We start from the raw sequence: 15,915 nt of genomic DNA, 5'->3' as shown, positions 1-15,915 counted from the left end.
ATGCTGCTGTTCTGCATTTCCTTCTCTCCGTTGGGAATGTTGAATACGGCGGGGGCTGGCTTCTTGGTGGTTGGCGGCCCCTGCCACTTGCTGATCAACTGCTCTTCTAAGGTTTGTTGGTAACAGGTGACGCTGTATCGTCGTCCCTGCAAACTTTACTACCTGCGTATAAACGCACACCGTAGCACCACACCAGATAAAGCTGGTGATTAGCTCTTCTTCCTTTTTCAATACTCATCTCCGAGAATTGCACCTAAGAAAAATTCTGTTTGCTCTTCACTGCCTTTGATGCTGTAACACTCGATAGCCTTTCTCACCTCGCTTTCGTCCGTATAACCAGCCAGCCATTCTATCAGGCTTTCTAAATACTCCTCCGCTCTGTTCCAGTCGTGATCCTCTGGTAGCTCCTTGCTTGAATCAGCCATGAAACAGGCTTCAACGTGATCGTAATGAAACAGCAGGGTAAGAATACTTTCTTGTTGCCATTGTTCAGGCGTTTTCAATCCGTAACTGTTAGTCATTTGATACTCACCCATTTACGATCCTCGTTCGGTGTTGCTTGTTGAATTGCATCTTTCAACACCTGTTCAAAGTTCACGCCGTGCTCCTGGCTTCTCTGCCACATGTCCAAAAATGCTACGGCGAATTTCAATTCTTCTTCGCTCTCAATAGGGCTGAAAGCGGTTGTGTGTTCGTTCATCTCTATAATCTCCATACTCATTACTCCTCTTCAAAGGTCATTGTGTAGCGGCATTGCTGCGACGGTCTGATCGTCACTGTCTCTGTATAATTGGCGTTGCTATAAACGCAAATCCGCGCGTTGTCTGTTTCCTGTTCGTCACTAAGAACAAGGGTTATTTGTCCGGCATTTGCCAGGGCTGGTAATAATGACAGCACCAGTAAGCTGTTTTTCATCGGTATCACTCCCAAATGTTTGCAAGGGCAGCGCCCACGCTTTTAACGTCAATCTTCAAATAGTTCATGGTGACTTTAGGATCTGAGTGGTTCAGCGCTTTCATTGCTAAAGCCAAATTCCCGTTAGACTTCTCCCACACCTGTGTGGCAGAAAACTTGCGAAAAGAATGGCATCCAACTGTTCCTTTGATCCCCACATTCTCCGCAGCCTGTTTGATCTCACGGTTCACCTGTTCACGGCTGACAGGGGCTTTTCCTGATGCACGATTGCTGTGTGACGTGAAAACATATTCGTCTTTCGGGAATGCCTGGCGGCGACGTCCTACAATCTCCCACACCTTCGCAGGGACTATGATTTCCTTCTTCTTGCCCGTCTTACTCTCCAGCACTTCCAGCGTATTTCCCTCCTTGAACTGGCTGAACTTCAAATTCACCGTGTCACCTACCCGTAAACATAAAGAGGCCATAGTGATCGCTACATCTGCGAATAGCTGTTTGTTATGACTCTCAAGCCAGCCTATCAGCTTAAACGCCTCTGCCTGGGTGATTATCTTCGTGGTCGCCATCTACTTATCTCCATCATTATTGACACTGTGAAATAAGATTATGATCATTTTCAATAAGTTACAACTATTCAATCTCACAATTTTACGTGGGGTGGTTGAGGGCTGCGCCATTTCCAGCACTACTGAACGCGAATAAGCACGGCCCCCCCTGTTCAAAACTCGCACAAATACGGAATATCATTAACAAAATCATGATGTTGGCAAGTCTAAATAGATGTTTGAACGTTGCCAAATCCTGGCGAGGCTATGCACGGTTTATGCAGATTCATTGCATACCAGAGAGGCGAAGGGCGAAGATAAAGCGTAGCGTATCAAATAAATCAATAGGTTAGGTATTCTATCTCACATTTCTACAGAACCTTGAGGTAGGGATATTGCACCGTAGATGATAATGATTCCCATCTGAATTGTTTCCCCTAAGAAACGATTAGAATGCTAACCAATTGGCGGGTTTCAGCATGGAAAAAAGCGAATTGTTACATTATAACAATAAAATGAGAAAACTCGTTCAACAAATGTTGCACAGGTGAAAGTGTACATTGTCCACAATGATCGCTGTAAGTCGCACAGCGTAAGACTTCAACAAAGTTAAGTGATTATGAATTATAAGTTGAAAGTTTAACTTAGGCTACATTTACCCTTGATCATTACCTGCCTATTACCGCCGGGTTTACCGTTATTAACCGCTGCTTTAGTCGGATTAATCTTAGGTGTTGTTGCGTGGACGGTACGCAGTGAGCAGGGCGACGATTTACCGTTGGGTGAAGGGCTGAAAGTACCATTTTGTTACTTTCGGCATACATCAAAATGATGGGCATCTGCACCAATGGGTAACTGAAAGTAACGTTTTGGTACTCGAGATCATAACGAAAGTAACGTTTTGGTACTTTTAAAGTAACGAAACGGCACACTATAAGATTAAACAAGACTACTAATTAATAAGACTATCTTTTAATTCTTTTGTCGTTGTCCCTGCTCGGTACTCTCCGGGCAAGTGACCTGTTTCGCCTTTGGTTGGCTCCTCGGTCAGCCCCGTACCGCTCATGGAACAAGCGACAGCATTCTCTGTACCTTCTGGACTCGTGCAAACTTCGTTTCTGACGAACGTCAGGCACGAATGATTATTTGCCATCGGCAAGAGATCGCTTTCGCCGTTGACGAATACCATTGCGCTGTGCGCGGTATGTAACCATGTACCCAACTACACTACGTGTAATCGTCCACATGCCAACTCTACCTAACGACAATTAACCCCTCCTACGTCCTGTTGTCCGTAGTCGTGCTCATTCTCGAAGGTAGAGCAGCAGGGCTAAAGCTCACCGTGCTACGGTTCACTAAGCCTCAATCCAATACCAACACCTACCATCCTGATAACTACCGTTATCCGTCTGTAGTTGTGCTATTGGTTTCGGGAATAAATGCCAGAGGGTGGCCCATGACACACCGGAACGCACAGGAAGCCCGTAGGGCGATTTAAACGGCGCAGGGAGTACCGATGTAGTGCATGTGTATGCAAACCTCTTATAGCGCGATACAGCGCGTTTTATGATGGAAGACAGAGGTTGATCGCAACAGGGAAGGTGTGCTATTATCTGTAATGGGAAAAATTAACACCTACCTGTTGACATTGAAATCATTTCATGTTATAGTAAGTTTTGTCGGGTGATGAAAGCATTCATCCGTCCTCTTCTTAGGCATCCAGCCTGACCCAAACAATCCAGATCACACTGCACTATCAGGCAACGTTAATAACGTTCTTCCTGGATGGTGTTTCCGTGTATCTAACGCAAGGAGAACCAACATTAAGTATTTCAATCCAGAGCTTGTCTTCGATGCTCTGAAAGCAGGTGATAAGACCCGCAAGGCAATGAACAGCCAGAGAGCAGCAGCACAGCGTCAAGGTTACTTAGAACATGCTGAACGATTACGTAAGGGGATCGAACTTTACGATCAGTGGAAAGCTGAACAGGCTGATACGACAACCAACGAATAACCCAGAAGGAGAAACCAGTATGATCGAGAAGAAAACCAAATTACCGCCGTCCACATCGTTAATGATCCCGGATGACACATTCCAGATTCTGTTCAAAGAAGCAAAGCGCCGAAAAATGAGCGTAAGCGCACTTCTTCTTGAGGAATGCCAAAGTCTGGCGGTCAAATACTCGAAGGCTGGCGCGTAATAACTACGTTCCAGCGTTAACCCACCCCCCACGAATGAGAAGCGGAGAAAACCAAATGAAGAGCATTCGTAATTTACTGAGCATACATAGGAGCAAACAACAATGGCAAAAACCCTCGCCCAGATTAAGGCAGATTACCAGTACACAGACAAAGACGGCGTAACGAGAGATCGCACACTCAACATTCCGCATTACTTCAAAGAAATCCCATTTATCTATTCCCCTCTTCTTGAAAAAGGAAGAGTGAAGTTCAGCGCCAGCATGCAAAAATTGTATTGTTACGTAGCAGACTGGGAGAAATCCGGCGGTGTTTGTTACGAGGAACAAAGCGATCTTGCAAAAGTTTGCAGGTTATCTCGACCAAAGACAAACGACCTGATCGAACAGATGGAATTAATTGGACTCATTACCAGAACCAAAATCGAAGGACGGAGAAATAAGGAATTACGAGCACTCCCGCTAATTGATGCTCACATTACCCCACCAGAAGCGCTAACAGCGCAGCCTGTAGTAGTGTCTGACGAAGTGCCAGCCCCTGAACCAGTTAAGGCCGCAGAGGAACATTTAGTTCCTGATCGGGATGACATTCCATGTGTCTGGGATGACCCTGATTATCAATCAACACCAACGATCCTCATTCAGCAGGACAAGCCAGAGCTTCCCTGGGGCGGTGTAGCTATTTACAAAACGAATGGCGATCCCACTGATGCCGCTGTGGCATGGGGGCTAAAAGAGACAATGGGCGATGAGGAAGCAGCCTACCAACTTCTTTCCAGAGTGGTATCTGAATACACCGGAAGGACAGAAGTATTTACACCGCGAACAACGGCAATCTACGACGATTGCGACCCAATACCATTTTAACCAGGAGGATTATGACCAATCTTTATCTACTGAACGAAGATACTGTAGTGGTCAACTAAAACTGGCCACGGCTTTAGAGTTTTTCCAGTATCGGTTTTCCGATTCGTTTGGGGGCAACCCACCGTTATAGTCATGCGGCCTTAGCGAGCTGTAATACCCGACGATATAGTCTGTGATCGCATGAGCAGCATCGCTAAAGTTTATATAACCTGTCACTGGCACCCACTCGTTTTTCAGACTACGGAAGAAGCGTTCCATCGGGCTGTTGTCCCAACAGTTTCCACGTCGGCTCATACTCTGCCTGATCTGGCAACGCCACAGTAACTGCCGGAACTGCCTGCTTGTATAGTGGCTACCCTGGTCACTGTGGAACATCACTCCGACTGGTTTACCGCGAGCTTCCCACGCCATTTCCAGCGCTCTGATGGTCAGCTTGCTATCCGGCGAGAATGACATTGCCCAGCCCACTGGTTTCCTTGCGAACAGATCGAGAACAACTGCAAGGTAAGCCCAACGCTTGCCTGTCCAGATGTACGTCACATCGCCGCACCACACCTGGTTAGGTTCTGTCACTGCGAACTGTCGCTCAAGGCGATTCGGGATAGCGATGTGTTCATGACCAACACGTTTATACCGGTGGGTAGGCTGCTGACAACTCACCAGCCCCAGTTCTTTCATGAGCCTGCCAGCAAGCCAGCGTCCCATTCTGAAGCCTCTCAGGGTTGCCATAATGGCGATACTTCTTGCGCCAGCAGAGCCATGGCTGATGTTATGCAGCTCCCGAACCTGGCTGCGTAACACAGCTCGCCAGCCGTCTGGCTTTTCGGCGCTTTTCTCCCAGTATTTGTAGCTACTGCGATGAACCCCGAACACGTGGCAGAGTGTGACCACAGGATACTGCGCTCTGAGTTTCCCGATTAACGAGAATTGTTCAGGGAGTCTGACATCAAGAGCGCGGTAGCCTTTTTTAATATGTCGTTTTCCATTTCAATGCGTTGTAGCTTTTTCTTCAGCTCACGTATTTCAATCTGTTCCGGGGTTATAGGGGAGGCTTTAGGTATTTTGCCCTGTCGTTCATCCCGCAACTGCTTTACCCATCGCGTCATGGTAGAAAGACCCACATCCATAGCACTGGCCGCAGCTGCAACGGTGTAGTTCTGATCAAGGACCAGTTGAGCGGATTCACGTTTAAACTCTGCGCTGAAATTTCTTTTTTTCATTGAGGCACCTGTAATGTTCTGAGGTGAGCATATCACCTCTGTTCAGGTGGCCAAATTCAGTAAACCACTACATTGATAGCGGTCAGACGCTGGACGACGAGCAGATCAAACAAGCCTACGCTTACGGCGATCTGTCCGTTGCAATGGGTAATCTGGTGAATGGTGTTGATAACAGTCTATTCACTGGCTTTATGAAAGGCTTCGCTGACGGTGGCGACGAGCTTGTTAAAAACACGCAAGTTATCACCGAATCGGCTGGAATGCTTGGAGAGGGATTAGGAGATCTGGCTAAACAGGTGACGGGCTTTGTTGGTGAGATTTCCGGCGTAGTGTCTGATCTGAATGAAGGGCTTCGCTCCCGTTTCCCTCAGTGGTTCACTAATAGCGATAAGCCAGCGGCCCAGGCCCTCTACGATGGTGCTGTGGGTGGTTCTGCGAATGCTACAGCGGATTGGATTCAGGATAAGACGGGCTTCAATACTCGTTCAGTGGGGCCAGCTATCATGGATTGGTTGGGCGTTGGTGGCGGTAATGCTGGAACAGCGGCAAATCAATACAGCCTAAATGTTGATTCTCTTCGTGGTTCCGCAATGTCACTCAGCAGCGGCAATGCGCCAGTGTACACGGTGAATCCTACATTCAATCTAAATCTTGAGGCATCCGTACCGCTCACTATCGCCAGCGATAGCTCAAGATTAAGCGATTACATTGATTTCCAGGCGAGAGCTTCTCAAGCCAGCTTTGCTCAGTCGCTAACGCTGCAAATGTCGTCCGGTCAATCGTCTACAGGTGGGTGATACATCAAAGGGGTGATGGTTTCAACACTACAGCAATGAATCCACATTTTTAAAAGGGACAGATTTAATAAGATACCCCTGTAATCCCCAAATCCCCACCTCACGCAGTATTCCCAAATGTTCTCGATTCTCAATCCCTTCGATAATAACTTTGCCGCAGTGTTTTTGAATGGAAGCAATCAGCGGGTAGAAGGTTGGTTTCTGCACCTGCTGATTAAAGAAGCAGCGATCTACTTTTACAACCTCAAAGTATCCTTCCATCAAACTAACTACATTCGCGTTTCCTGCGCCAAGGTCATCGAGCCATAGCCCATTTACACCCTGGCTCAGTGCCTTTAACAAGGGGTTTTTTAATCCTTTATCTAAACCTAGGAAATTCTCAGAAAGCTCAAGTTTGATGAATGGCATCGATTCGAAAGTTTGTCTAAGTATGTAGTCATGACGTATCAGAAAAGCCATTTGCTGATCAATGTTCAGTGTACAAAATAGATTCTTTCGTTCGAACCACTTTTGCATACTGGCAATGTTTCCGCATTGTTCGTATAGGAAAAGCCGTTTCCTATCTAAATCCCAAGATGAAATTACGAACTCAGGATGAAGGGGGCGTCCATCTGGGGAAATGAAGCGAGTGAGAAGCTCAACGCCCAACAACTTTTCGTCAATGCTTACTATAGGTTCAGCAATGAATGTAGTATCCATAACAAACACCTTAAATTTCTACATAGGTTCATTCATAATGTGGTCTTTGTAACAAAAAATCAATAATGGTTTCTGTTATTTAAGTGTGTAACCTACTGAATTTGATGGGTTTTTTTGGGTTTTAGTGTTATGGCTTTGATGCTTTTTTGTTACTATTTAATCTTGCTTTGTTCGTAAAGCAAGAATTAGCGTGTATTATTCATAAACAATAGCTTATTAATCTAATCAATTTGTTTATAAATAAGGGGCTTACGCCCCTTTTTCCGTTTCAGGGAAGATGATCTCTGGATAATCCACCATTTCCACATAGTCGGACAATTCTTTCATGGAACACCCCGCGCTGTATGTCTTGAATGCTTCTGTGGCTGCGGCTTGGGAAGAGTGCCCCGTGATGTAGCCTATACGCTGTTCGGGTACTCCGGCACGGTCAAGACACGTGATAAAATGCCCCCTCAAACTGTGAAAGCATTGGCGATCTGTAGCCATAGGCACTACGCGACGCCGTAAGCGGGTGAATGCCTGGGAATAGAACGGCCCCTTTTTCCCGTCTTTGCGTTCAATCTTGTTAGCCTGTGGTAACAGGTAATCTCCAGTGTTCAAACTCAGATAATAATCCACCATACCGATCAGAAAAGCGTGGATCGGTATGTGCCTAACCCCTGCTTTCGTTTTCGATTTGCTAATGAAGAAAGTCTGTATCCCTTCCACTATAACAACATCTGATTTTTTCAAGCTGGCGATTTCGTCCAGCCTTGCACCAGAGAACAAACCGATCAGAATGACGGCTCGTAGTTCTTCGTCTGCTTCGTTGAGCAGGGTAGATAGTTGATGCCATTCAAACGGCTGGTAGCTCTCAATAGTGCGCCGTGCTTCGAGGTTCATGCCGTGAAACGGATTAAGCGGCGCTATAGCGTCGTAGCGACGTTTGGCAAACTCATAGAGGCTTCCCAGTGACGTTAACCAGTTTTGCAGCGTCTGCCCTGCTACGTCGCGTTTCTGCTGTTCTTCGATGAAATCCGTAACCAGCCGCCGTCCTATCTGATCCAAACTGATATCAACTTTCCCGATACTCTGGAGAAAAACCTCCACGGCTCGCGCCGATTTGCTCAGTGTGGACAGTGAACGCCGATCCCGGTAAGCAGTGGCGTATTCGTCACGTAATAGGCACAAGTGAGGAATAGAACTGGCTCGCTCCTCAATCAGGGGTTTGTTTTTATTCTTGCGGATCTGTGAGTGCAGGGAAGTGATCGCAAGCTGGATGCGCCTGTCCTCTGTATCTGGCTTGAATTGTTCTTTCAGGTTGTTCCACTCTACCAGCATGTGATTGCGGAAGTGTCGAGCCTTGTAAATGTCTCTTGTACCAGTGCTTTTCCGGTAGAGGCGCTTCCCGCCGAACATGTGGCGCATGTAAGCAGGAACGTAGATTTGAAACTGCCAAACGCCGTCCGGTGAAAGATAAAGATACTCCTGGCCCTTGATTGTCATGAGATTGATCCTCTAAAATCTCGCAATCAAGTATCAATAATAGTTACTATGTTGATTCTATGACCGTCGCGTTATGGAAAAATGAAACAGAGTTTCGATTCCCTTCGCCCGCTCCAGATCTCTCCCCTTGTGGAGAAGCCTTAAAAGCCTTCTCTATCAGCAACTTAAATAGTTACCTATTTTAATCGCCTATGGGTTCTACCATTGTGATCCGCCCTTGGTAACTGTCACGCTAAGTTACATGGTGAGATGACAGTATAACTCAGCGTTGGCGGCAGTTGCATCCTCACACCGCGATAGCAAAACGTGAATTAAAAGCCCAGCCAGGCATTGTTATGTCATCGACAGACTGATCACGCGCATTTAAGCCCGATGTGCGGCCTTGTGGCTAAACGTACCTGCACACGATATGCAGGCTCTGCCAGCGCTTCGCTCACGCTCCTAACGGTACACTAGCACCCTGATAAGGTGTGATCCCTCTGACAATCTGATGAAGTCGCTCCGCTTGCTGCTTGTACCACTAACGGGGCTTTATGGCTTGTATTGTCCAAAATCTGCGCTACGCTACCATTGACTAACCACAGCAAAGGATAAAAAAGATGGAAAAAGAATACTTTAAGGCTTCTGCACAGTACGATGATTGGAAAGGGAGCGTTGCAGCGGATGGCGCAGACCAAAACGACTTTAGCGAGTTCTTGAGAGTAAAGGGAATCCTCAAGCAAGATGAGATTGTTAAAGGAATTTCATTTTATTCAGCAGAGCGTTTCTTTGATGTTGAGGCGTATGTAACTGACGAACAGCACGGCTTACGCAGAGAAAGAGTAGAAATGACTCTTGAGGAATTTTTCAAAACGTTCAAACGATTTTCTATCAAAATTTCTCGTAAAGGGGAATTTGACGATCAAGAAATTGAGTTCAAAGTGTAAGGAGATCATGAGCATGAACTTTTATTTCGATAAAAATGGGTCATACAAAACTTATTCAATTAAGCAGCTCAAAGACTATCCTCTCCCGTTCAGTGGACATATCATGGGTGAGTACTTTGTATCCGATGACAATGTTAAGGTTGGTATGGTTCAAATAATCAACGATGAGTTTACTTTTCCAATTGGGTTTAGAGCCGAAAGGCTGAAAGTTGACAGACAAAATAATGCACTACTATCTTCTGGTGGCGTTAAAATTGCAGACTTAGAACTAATTGAACGATAGTAAACATGTTTTATTAATATGCAGGAGGAGAGGCTTTTGCTCCTGCTTTGTTTAATTAACATTCAATTCGGTTATCTAAAAACGAATCAAAGTTGATTTGCCTCATCAATTTGTCAATCCAACAATATCCGCAAATTGAGCACCGAATGGAGTTCTTTTCATTAAGCCTTTGCCAAGGATTTTTGGATACTCGGTACCTAACCCCAAATCATCTTTTAAGTACTCATCCCTCTCTTTTAAGGCATTGTAGGCTTCTTCATGACCATCTAAATGCAGATCGTATTTAACTTCAATAAGCCCCAATCTGATCCAGTTCTCAATATAAGACGGTATATTTTTATTGTAATATGGTTGTGTGTTACTTGATATTGGCAATATATGTGTGTATCCCACAATGTAGCCAATAGTGCCTTGTTTTTGATATAGTACTCTCCCAATACCTTTTGGTGCACTATCATTTAAATATAGTCGCAGCAAATGAGCTTCTAAGCTGGTCAGTTGTTTGATAATCTCAACAAATGCCGGATGTGTATCTTCTGCCTTGTCAGAGTTCATAGCAGAACTTACAAGGTTCAGATACATTTCTTTGAGATTAACCTCTTCGTGACAGAATGCTAATCCTTGTAAGGCAGGGCCAGCAATCGATGCTTTTGGCTCAACTATATTTTCAGCAGGGATTGATTGCGTTTTTTCTTCTAAATCCTTCTTGAAGTTCTTCTCGAAATATAATTTAGCTTTATCAATGCCAAAATTAATAGCGGCTAATGGTAGCAAGCAGTTTTTGACGGTTTTGCTAATTATTACGGCCGATTCACCAAAGTTCTTTGAAGCTACTTTTGTATTATCATCGTTCTTTGCAAGTTCCATCAGATCTTTTGCAACTTGGGCCGCTGCTGTCAATGATTGTGATGACGATGAGCTATCAGTTTTTTCATCAGACATAGTGTATACCTTCATAATGGATACTATTATGGGGTTATATTATCAAATGTCTTTGTGTATTTGCACTGTTCGGACGGTCTGATCGTCACTGTCTCCGTATAATTGGCGTTGCTGTATACGCAAATCTTCGCGTTGTCTGTCTCCTCTTCATCCGTCAAAGTTAATGTGCTCCCTGCGTGGGCGAGGGTTGGTAATAGCGCCAGCGTCAGCACAATCAAGCGTTTCATGTTGATCACCATTCTAAAGAAAACTCCTCTATTAAATCGTCCTGCACGTCCTGACCATACCCGATGTAATACATCGTTGACCGTGGATCTGTTTGTCCCAGGAAATGGGCGATTGTCTCTATAGCCACCCCAGCATCGAACATCACGCGCCCACGGCTTTTACGTGGTGTATGGCATCCCACGTTAGAGAATCCCGCTCTCCTTCCCATCTTCCCAAATTCAGCAAACACGGTGTTACGGGTGACAGCGTGGCCTTTGCTGCGTAGAGTGGCTGCACTGAAAATGAAATCTGTAGCTATAGGCATCTTCGCTTGTTCTGCTTTGCGTTGTGCCACTACACATGAAATCTGGAAAGACTATCGGCTTGAACTCTTTGAAGAAATAATTAAGGAGGGACGCAAGTATGGCGTATACCTCACACTATCTAGTCAGCGGCCTGCGGACATTTCACCTACTATTGTTTCCCAGATTCACAATTTCTTCATACACCGATTGGTTAACGACCGCGACCTTATGCTGCTAGATAATACTATTAGCACGTTAGATTCCAGTTCTAAGGCTCTCATACCGACTCTAGCCAAGGGCTGCTGCGTAGTCACTGGTACCGCTTTTGATCTTCCAATGATATTGAAAATTGACCCGCTCTTGAAACAGCATCGACCCAGCAGCGACGATGTGAACCTTGAAGAACTTTGGGCGCTACCTCTAGCTTAATACAGCAACTTTGCAATTGCTGTGTATTTAACTCTAACAGAATGTGCCCTGTGAATGTCTTCAGGGCTTCTTTAATATAGAGGGTTACTTTAGACTATCTCGTTTTCCATACAAGACCTAGAGAGAACTTTTGCTTCTTTCATATATGAAAATTCAAATATAATTTTTGACATTGCAGTGTTATAGAGAGAAACTGCGAGATAATAGCAGGAGGGCTTATGCCACAATTATCAGCATTACAACTCTTCAAAAACCTCTCCGATGAAACCCGTCTAGGGATCGTACTGCTGCTCAGAGAGATGGGAGAGCTGTGCGTGTGCGACCTTTGCACTGCGCTAGAACAGTCACAGCCCAAAATCTCCCGCCATCTTGCAATGCTTCGGGAAAGTGGCCTATTGCTGGATCGCAAGCAGGGGAAATGGGTTCACTACCGCTTATCCCCGCATATTCCTTCCTGGGCCGCTCAGGTGATTGAGCAGGCCTGGCTAAGCCAACAGGACGACGTACAGGCCATCGCCCGTAAACTGGCATCGGCAAACTGCTCTGGTAGCGGTAAGGCTGTTTGCATCTAAAAAATTTTCCTAAACATATATGATTTTTCAAATGTGAGGTATTCAGAATGAAAACGTTAACGGTGTTTGACCCGGCAATGTGCTGCAGTACCGGTATATGTGGCTCAGATGTCGATCAGGTTCTGGTTGATTTCTCTGCCGATGTGCAGTGGCTTAAAGGGCGTGGGGTCCAGATCGAACGTTTTAACCTGGCGCAGCAGCCCATGAGCTTTGTTCACAATGAGAAAGCGAAAGCATTCCTCGAAGCATCTGGAGCAGAAGGGCTTCCGCTACTGCTGTTGGATGGTGAAACGGTGATGGCAGGGCGATATCCAAAACGCGCTGAGCTGGCTCGCTGGTTCGGTATTCCGCTGGAGAAGGTAGGGTTAGCTCCCACCAGCTGTTGTGGTGGTAATACTTCCTGTTGCTGAATATGTCAGGAGGACATATGAAATTCTTACAGAATATCCCACCTTATCTGTTTTTTACCGGTAAGGGAGGCGTAGGAAAAACGTCTATTTCCTGTGCGACGGCTATCCGTCTGGCTGAACAGGGTAAGCGGGTTTTGCTGGTCAGTACCGATCCTGCCTCTAATGTCGGCCAAGTATTCGATCAGGCTATCGGTAACACCATTCGCCCTGTGACAGCAGTTCCTGGGCTTTCTGCTCTGGAGATTGACCCGCAGGAAGCCGCCCAGCAATACCGCGCCAGAATCGTTGATCCTATCAAAGGTCTTCTGCCTGATGACGTTGTTAACAGTATCAGCGAGCAGCTTTCAGGAGCCTGTACCACTGAGATTGCGGCGTTTGATGAGTTTACCGGCTTATTAACAGACGCTTCCCTGCTGACCCGCTTCGATCACATCATTTTTGATACAGCGCCGACGGGCCACACGATTCGCCTTCTCCAGCTTCCCGGTGCCTGGAGTAGCTTCATTGAGAGTAACCCGGACGGAGCTTCCTGTCTTGGCCCAATGGCCGGGCTGGAAAAGCAGCGTGAGCAGTATGCTCATGCGGTAGAGGCGTTATCCGATCCTGAACGTACCCGCCTGGTTCTGGTTGCACGACTGCAGAAATCGACGCTGCAGGAAGTCGCCCGCACCCATGAAGAACTCGCCGTAATTGGCCTGAAAAACCAGTACCTGGTTATTAATGGTGTGCTGCCTAAAGCCGAAGCTGAACATGACGCCCTGGCCGCTGCGATATGGCAACGTGAGCAGGAGGCACTGGCAAATCTTCCTTCCGGTTTATCTGGGCTACCGACAGATACCCTATTACTACAGCCAGTCAATATGGTTGGTGTTTCAGCATTGAAGGGACTGCTGGATACCGGTTCTGAGGCATTACCGCTCCCGGTAACGAACGTCCAGTACACGCCTGAAAATTTATCGCTCTCTGGTCTGGTCGATGATATCGCTCGCAGTGAACACGGCCTGATTATGCTGATGGGTAAAGGCGGTGTAGGGAAAACCACGATGGCTGCGGCTATCGCCGTCAGGCTGGCAGACATGGGGTTTAACGTGCATCTCACGACCTCTGATCCTGCTGCGCACCTGAGTACAACGCTGAACGGTAGCCTCAAAAATCTTCAGGTCAGTAGAATCAATCCACATGATGAAACCGAACGCTATCGCCAGCATGTCCTTGAGACGAAGGGAAGAGATCTGGACGAAGCAGGGAAACGGCTACTTGAAGAAGATTTACGCTCTCCCTGTACTGAAGAAATTGCCGTGTTTCAGGCCTTTTCCCGCGTGATTCGTGAAGCGAGTAAGCGGTTTGTTGTTATGGATACCGCCCCTACGGGACACACGCTTTTGTTGCTGGATGCGACCGGGGCTTACCACCGAGAGATTGCCAAAAAAATGGGGAATAAAGGTCATTTTACTACCCCAATGATGCAGCTTCAGGATCCGGATAGAACCAAAGTTCTGCTGGTTACGCTCCCTGAAACCACACCGGTACTGGAAGCGGCAAACCTGCAGGCTGACCTTGAAAGAGCGGGGATTCATCCGTGGGGCTGGATTATCAATAACAGCCTTTCCATTGCGGATACGCGTTCTCCGTTGCTTTGCCAGCGCGCCCGGCAGGAACGGCCTCAGATTGAGGCTGTTAAGAATCAGCACGCTGAGCGTATAGCGCTTGTTCCGGTGCTGGCGTCAGAGCCCGCCGGTATTGAAAAGCTCAGAGAGTTGATGAGTTAATTTTTTGGCATATACAGGGCGGCAAAGTCGCCCTGTCAGGAGGTTTTATGTTACTGGCAGGCGCTATTTTTGTCCTGACCATTGTTTTGGTTATCTGGCAACCAAAGGGATTAGGGATCGGCTGGAGTGCAATGCTGGGCGCGGGACTGGCTCTGATATCTGGCGTTGTGCATGTGGGGGATATTCCGGTGGTGTGGAATATCGTCTGGAACGCGACGGCGACCTTTATTGCCGTAATTATTATCAGCCTGCTGCTCGATGAATCCGGTTTTTTCGAATGGGCAGCGCTGCACGTTTCCCGCTGGGGTAACGGTCGTGGACGTTTGCTCTTTACGTATATTGTTCTGCTCGGTGCGGCGGTGGCGGCACTGTTTGCCAACGATGGTGCGGCACTGATTCTGACGCCGATAGTCATCGCCATGCTGCTGGCATTAGGTTTCAGTAAAGGCACGACCCTGGCCTTTGTCATGGCCGCCGGGTTTATTGCCGATACGGCCAGCCTGCCGCTTATCGTGTCGAATCTGGTGAATATCGTCTCGGCGGACTTCTTTGGTCTGGGCTTCACCGAGTATGCGTCGGTAATGGTGCCGGTGGATATTGCCGCTATTATCGCCACGCTGGTGATGCTGCATCTGTTCTTCCGCAAAGATATCCCGCCCACTTACGACCTGGCTCTCCTGAAAGCACCGGCAAAGGCGATTAAAGATCTGGCAACCTTCAGAACCGGCTGGATTGTGTTGATCCTTCTTCTGGTAGGGTTCTTTGTCCTCGAGCCGCTCGGTATTCCCGTTAGCGCGATTGCGGCTGTTGGCGCTGTGATCCTGTTTGTGGTAGCTAAACGAGGCCATGCCATTAACACCGGTAAAGTGCTGCGCGGTGCGCCATGGCAGATAGTCATCTTCTCATTGGGGATGTACCTGGTGGTCTACGGCCTGCGCAACGCCGGGCTAACCGAATACCTTTCTGGTGTGCTGAACGTACTGGCGGATAAAGGACTCTGGGCTGCGACGCTGGGTACTGGCTTCCTGACGGCTTTCCTGTCTTCCATCATGAACAATATGCCTACGGTGCTGGTTGGCGCTCTTTCTATTGATGGCAGCACCGCAACTGGCGTTATTAAAGAGGCGATGATCTACGCCAATGTGATTGGCTGCGATCTGGGCCCGAAAATTACACCTATTGGTAGCCTGGCAACGCTGCTCTGGCTGCATGTCCTTTCACAGAAGAATATGACCATTACCTGGGGATATTATTTCCGCACCGGGATTATCATGACTCTGCCTGTGCTGTTTGTAACGCTGGCCGCGCTGGCGCTACGTCTCTCTTTCACTTTGTAACGAGATACT

General features: G+C 47.1%; 18 protein-coding genes and 2 pseudogenes. 10 read left to right on the top strand and 10 right to left on the bottom strand.

The window, feature by feature from the left end; translation table 11 throughout:
* Positions 1 to 227: 227 nt before the first annotated feature.
* The 4 genes from G4551_RS19350 to G4551_RS19335 are packed head-to-tail and all read right to left on the bottom strand — an operon-like array spanning position 228 to position 1,481.
* Complete coding sequence (locus G4551_RS19350) at positions 228 to 536, bottom strand: hypothetical protein (RefSeq protein WP_170864030.1); 309 nt, start codon at positions 534 to 536, stop codon at positions 228 to 230.
* Complete coding sequence (locus tag G4551_RS19345; RefSeq protein WP_003838331.1) at positions 518 to 715, bottom strand: hypothetical protein; 198 nt, start codon at positions 713 to 715, stop codon at positions 518 to 520. Before G4551_RS19345 ends, G4551_RS19350 begins: the two co-directional genes overlap by 19 nt.
* A gap of 5 nt (positions 716 to 720) precedes the next feature.
* Positions 721 to 915, bottom strand: coding sequence for a hypothetical protein (locus G4551_RS19340; RefSeq protein WP_003838333.1), 195 nt, complete (start codon positions 913 to 915; stop codon positions 721 to 723).
* A 5-nt stretch (positions 916 to 920) separates the two neighbouring features.
* Entirely contained in the window at positions 921 to 1,481 is a 561-nt protein-coding gene (locus tag G4551_RS19335) for a tyrosine-type recombinase/integrase (protein WP_003838335.1), read from the bottom strand.
* 2,012 nt (positions 1,482 to 3,493) lie between these two features.
* Between G4551_RS19335 and G4551_RS19330 the strand changes: the two genes are divergently transcribed.
* Positions 3,494 to 3,661, top strand: coding sequence for a hypothetical protein (locus tag G4551_RS19330; RefSeq protein WP_162934427.1), 168 nt, complete (start codon positions 3,494 to 3,496; stop codon positions 3,659 to 3,661).
* A 102-nt stretch (positions 3,662 to 3,763) separates the two neighbouring features.
* Positions 3,764 to 4,525 carry a MarR family winged helix-turn-helix transcriptional regulator gene (locus tag G4551_RS19325; RefSeq protein WP_003838336.1) on the top strand — a complete coding sequence of 254 codons (762 nt, stop codon included), beginning with the start codon at positions 3,764 to 3,766 and terminating at the stop codon, positions 4,523 to 4,525.
* 51 nt (positions 4,526 to 4,576) lie between these two features.
* On the opposite strand, the gene G4551_RS19320 is transcribed toward G4551_RS19325, so the two are convergent.
* Positions 4,577 to 5,745, bottom strand: a protein-coding gene (locus G4551_RS19320; protein WP_085951607.1) for an IS3 family transposase whose coding sequence is annotated in 2 segments (ribosomal slippage) — positions 4,577 to 5,496 and positions 5,496 to 5,745 — 1,170 coding nt in all. Because the reading frame shifts where the segments join, the coding sequence is not laid out codon by codon here.
* Positions 5,746 to 5,768: 23 nt separating this feature from the next.
* Here G4551_RS19320 and G4551_RS19315 point away from each other — a divergent pair.
* Entirely contained in the window at positions 5,769 to 6,542 is a 774-nt protein-coding gene (locus G4551_RS19315; protein ID WP_237682037.1) for a hypothetical protein, read from the top strand.
* 27 nt (positions 6,543 to 6,569) lie between these two features.
* Here the strand turns inward: G4551_RS19315 and G4551_RS19310 are convergent, their stop codons facing one another.
* Both G4551_RS19310 and G4551_RS19305 read right to left on the bottom strand, forming a co-directional pair.
* A complete protein-coding gene (locus tag G4551_RS19310; protein ID WP_003033848.1) occupies positions 6,570 to 7,241 on the bottom strand; it encodes an EAL domain-containing protein in 672 nt (223 codons plus the stop codon).
* A gap of 249 nt (positions 7,242 to 7,490) precedes the next feature.
* The gene (locus G4551_RS19305; RefSeq protein ID WP_003033850.1) at positions 7,491 to 8,726 is read right to left on the bottom strand and encodes a tyrosine-type recombinase/integrase; all 1,236 of its coding nucleotides are present in this window, start codon (positions 8,724 to 8,726) and stop codon (positions 7,491 to 7,493) included.
* A gap of 599 nt (positions 8,727 to 9,325) precedes the next feature.
* On the opposite strand from G4551_RS19305, the gene G4551_RS19300 reads away from it, so the two are divergent.
* Positions 9,326 to 9,652, top strand: coding sequence for a hypothetical protein (locus tag G4551_RS19300; RefSeq protein WP_003841034.1), 327 nt, complete (start codon positions 9,326 to 9,328; stop codon positions 9,650 to 9,652).
* 7 nt (positions 9,653 to 9,659) lie between these two features.
* On the top strand, positions 9,660 to 9,935 hold the full coding sequence (locus tag G4551_RS19295; protein ID WP_134855960.1) for a hypothetical protein: 276 nt from the start codon (positions 9,660 to 9,662) through the stop codon (positions 9,933 to 9,935).
* Between the two features lie 105 nt (positions 9,936 to 10,040).
* Here the strand turns inward: G4551_RS19295 and G4551_RS19290 are convergent, their stop codons facing one another.
* The 3 genes and pseudogenes from G4551_RS19290 to G4551_RS19285 all read right to left on the bottom strand — a co-directional run.
* Positions 10,041 to 10,877 (bottom strand): DUF4393 domain-containing protein, encoded by an 837-nt coding sequence (locus G4551_RS19290; RefSeq protein WP_003841030.1) that lies wholly within the window; start codon positions 10,875 to 10,877, stop codon positions 10,041 to 10,043.
* A gap of 26 nt (positions 10,878 to 10,903) precedes the next feature.
* Positions 10,904 to 11,116 (bottom strand): hypothetical protein, encoded by a 213-nt coding sequence (locus G4551_RS24075; protein WP_003841028.1) that lies wholly within the window; start codon positions 11,114 to 11,116, stop codon positions 10,904 to 10,906.
* A pseudogene (locus tag G4551_RS19285) lies at positions 11,110 to 11,442 on the bottom strand (tyrosine-type recombinase/integrase); the annotation flags it as partial. The pseudogene G4551_RS19285 and the gene G4551_RS24075, both read right to left, overlap by 7 nt.
* Positions 11,443 to 11,446: 4 nt before the next feature.
* On the opposite strand from G4551_RS19285, the pseudogene G4551_RS23895 reads away from it, so the two are divergent.
* From G4551_RS23895 to arsB, 5 genes and pseudogenes are all read left to right on the top strand, one after another.
* Positions 11,447 to 11,818 (top strand): annotated as a pseudogene (locus G4551_RS23895) (ATP-binding protein); the annotation flags it as partial.
* Positions 11,819 to 12,036: 218 nt separating this feature from the next.
* Positions 12,037 to 12,390, top strand: coding sequence for an As(III)-sensing metalloregulatory transcriptional repressor ArsR (arsR, locus tag G4551_RS19275; protein ID WP_003841023.1), 354 nt, complete (start codon positions 12,037 to 12,039; stop codon positions 12,388 to 12,390).
* 47 nt (positions 12,391 to 12,437) lie between these two features.
* Positions 12,438 to 12,800: an arsenite efflux transporter metallochaperone ArsD gene (gene arsD, locus G4551_RS19270; RefSeq protein WP_003841020.1), complete on the top strand. Its 363-nt coding sequence runs from the start codon at positions 12,438 to 12,440 to the stop codon at positions 12,798 to 12,800.
* 17 nt (positions 12,801 to 12,817) lie between these two features.
* Positions 12,818 to 14,569, top strand: coding sequence for an arsenite efflux transporter ATPase subunit ArsA (arsA, locus tag G4551_RS19265; protein ID WP_003841018.1), 1,752 nt, complete (start codon positions 12,818 to 12,820; stop codon positions 14,567 to 14,569).
* Positions 14,570 to 14,616: 47 nt separating this feature from the next.
* On the top strand, positions 14,617 to 15,906 hold the full coding sequence (gene arsB, locus G4551_RS19260) for an arsenite efflux transporter membrane subunit ArsB (RefSeq protein ID WP_003841016.1): 1,290 nt from the start codon (positions 14,617 to 14,619) through the stop codon (positions 15,904 to 15,906).
* Positions 15,907 to 15,915 lie beyond the last annotated feature (9 nt).

Origin of the sequence: Citrobacter freundii ATCC 8090 = MTCC 1658 = NBRC 12681, from assembly GCF_011064845.1 — a bacterium.
In the GTDB taxonomy this organism is placed as follows: domain Bacteria; phylum Pseudomonadota; class Gammaproteobacteria; order Enterobacterales; family Enterobacteriaceae; genus Citrobacter; species Citrobacter freundii.
The sequence above is the reverse complement of the archived record's forward strand: the minus strand, read 5'-3'. Positions and strand labels throughout refer to the sequence as shown.

Bases quoted from the DNA above. Each gene is read 5' to 3' on its own strand.
- G4551_RS19350 (WP_170864030.1), bottom strand. From the start codon at position 536: ATGGGTGAGTATCAAATGACTAACAGTTACGGATTGAAAACGCCTGAA.
- G4551_RS19345 (WP_003838331.1), bottom strand. From the start codon at position 715: ATGGAGATTATAGAGATGAACGAACACACAACCGCTTTCAGCCCTATT.
- G4551_RS19340 (WP_003838333.1), bottom strand. From the start codon at position 915: ATGAAAAACAGCTTACTGGTGCTGTCATTATTACCAGCCCTGGCAAAT.
- G4551_RS19335 (WP_003838335.1), bottom strand. From the start codon at position 1,481: ATGGCGACCACGAAGATAATCACCCAGGCAGAGGCGTTTAAGCTGATA.
- G4551_RS19330 (WP_162934427.1), top strand. From the start codon at position 3,494: ATGATCGAGAAGAAAACCAAATTACCGCCGTCCACATCGTTAATGATC.
- G4551_RS19325 (WP_003838336.1), top strand. From the start codon at position 3,764: ATGGCAAAAACCCTCGCCCAGATTAAGGCAGATTACCAGTACACAGAC.
- G4551_RS19310 (WP_003033848.1), bottom strand. From the start codon at position 7,241: ATGGATACTACATTCATTGCTGAACCTATAGTAAGCATTGACGAAAAG.
- G4551_RS19305 (WP_003033850.1), bottom strand. From the start codon at position 8,726: ATGACAATCAAGGGCCAGGAGTATCTTTATCTTTCACCGGACGGCGTT.
- G4551_RS19300 (WP_003841034.1), top strand. From the start codon at position 9,326: ATGGAAAAAGAATACTTTAAGGCTTCTGCACAGTACGATGATTGGAAA.
- G4551_RS19295 (WP_134855960.1), top strand. From the start codon at position 9,660: ATGAGCATGAACTTTTATTTCGATAAAAATGGGTCATACAAAACTTAT.
- G4551_RS19290 (WP_003841030.1), bottom strand. From the start codon at position 10,877: ATGTCTGATGAAAAAACTGATAGCTCATCGTCATCACAATCATTGACA.
- G4551_RS24075 (WP_003841028.1), bottom strand. From the start codon at position 11,116: ATGGTGATCAACATGAAACGCTTGATTGTGCTGACGCTGGCGCTATTA.
- arsR (WP_003841023.1), top strand. From the start codon at position 12,037: ATGCCACAATTATCAGCATTACAACTCTTCAAAAACCTCTCCGATGAA.
- arsD (WP_003841020.1), top strand. From the start codon at position 12,438: ATGAAAACGTTAACGGTGTTTGACCCGGCAATGTGCTGCAGTACCGGT.
- arsA (WP_003841018.1), top strand. From the start codon at position 12,818: ATGAAATTCTTACAGAATATCCCACCTTATCTGTTTTTTACCGGTAAG.
- arsB (WP_003841016.1), top strand. From the start codon at position 14,617: ATGTTACTGGCAGGCGCTATTTTTGTCCTGACCATTGTTTTGGTTATC.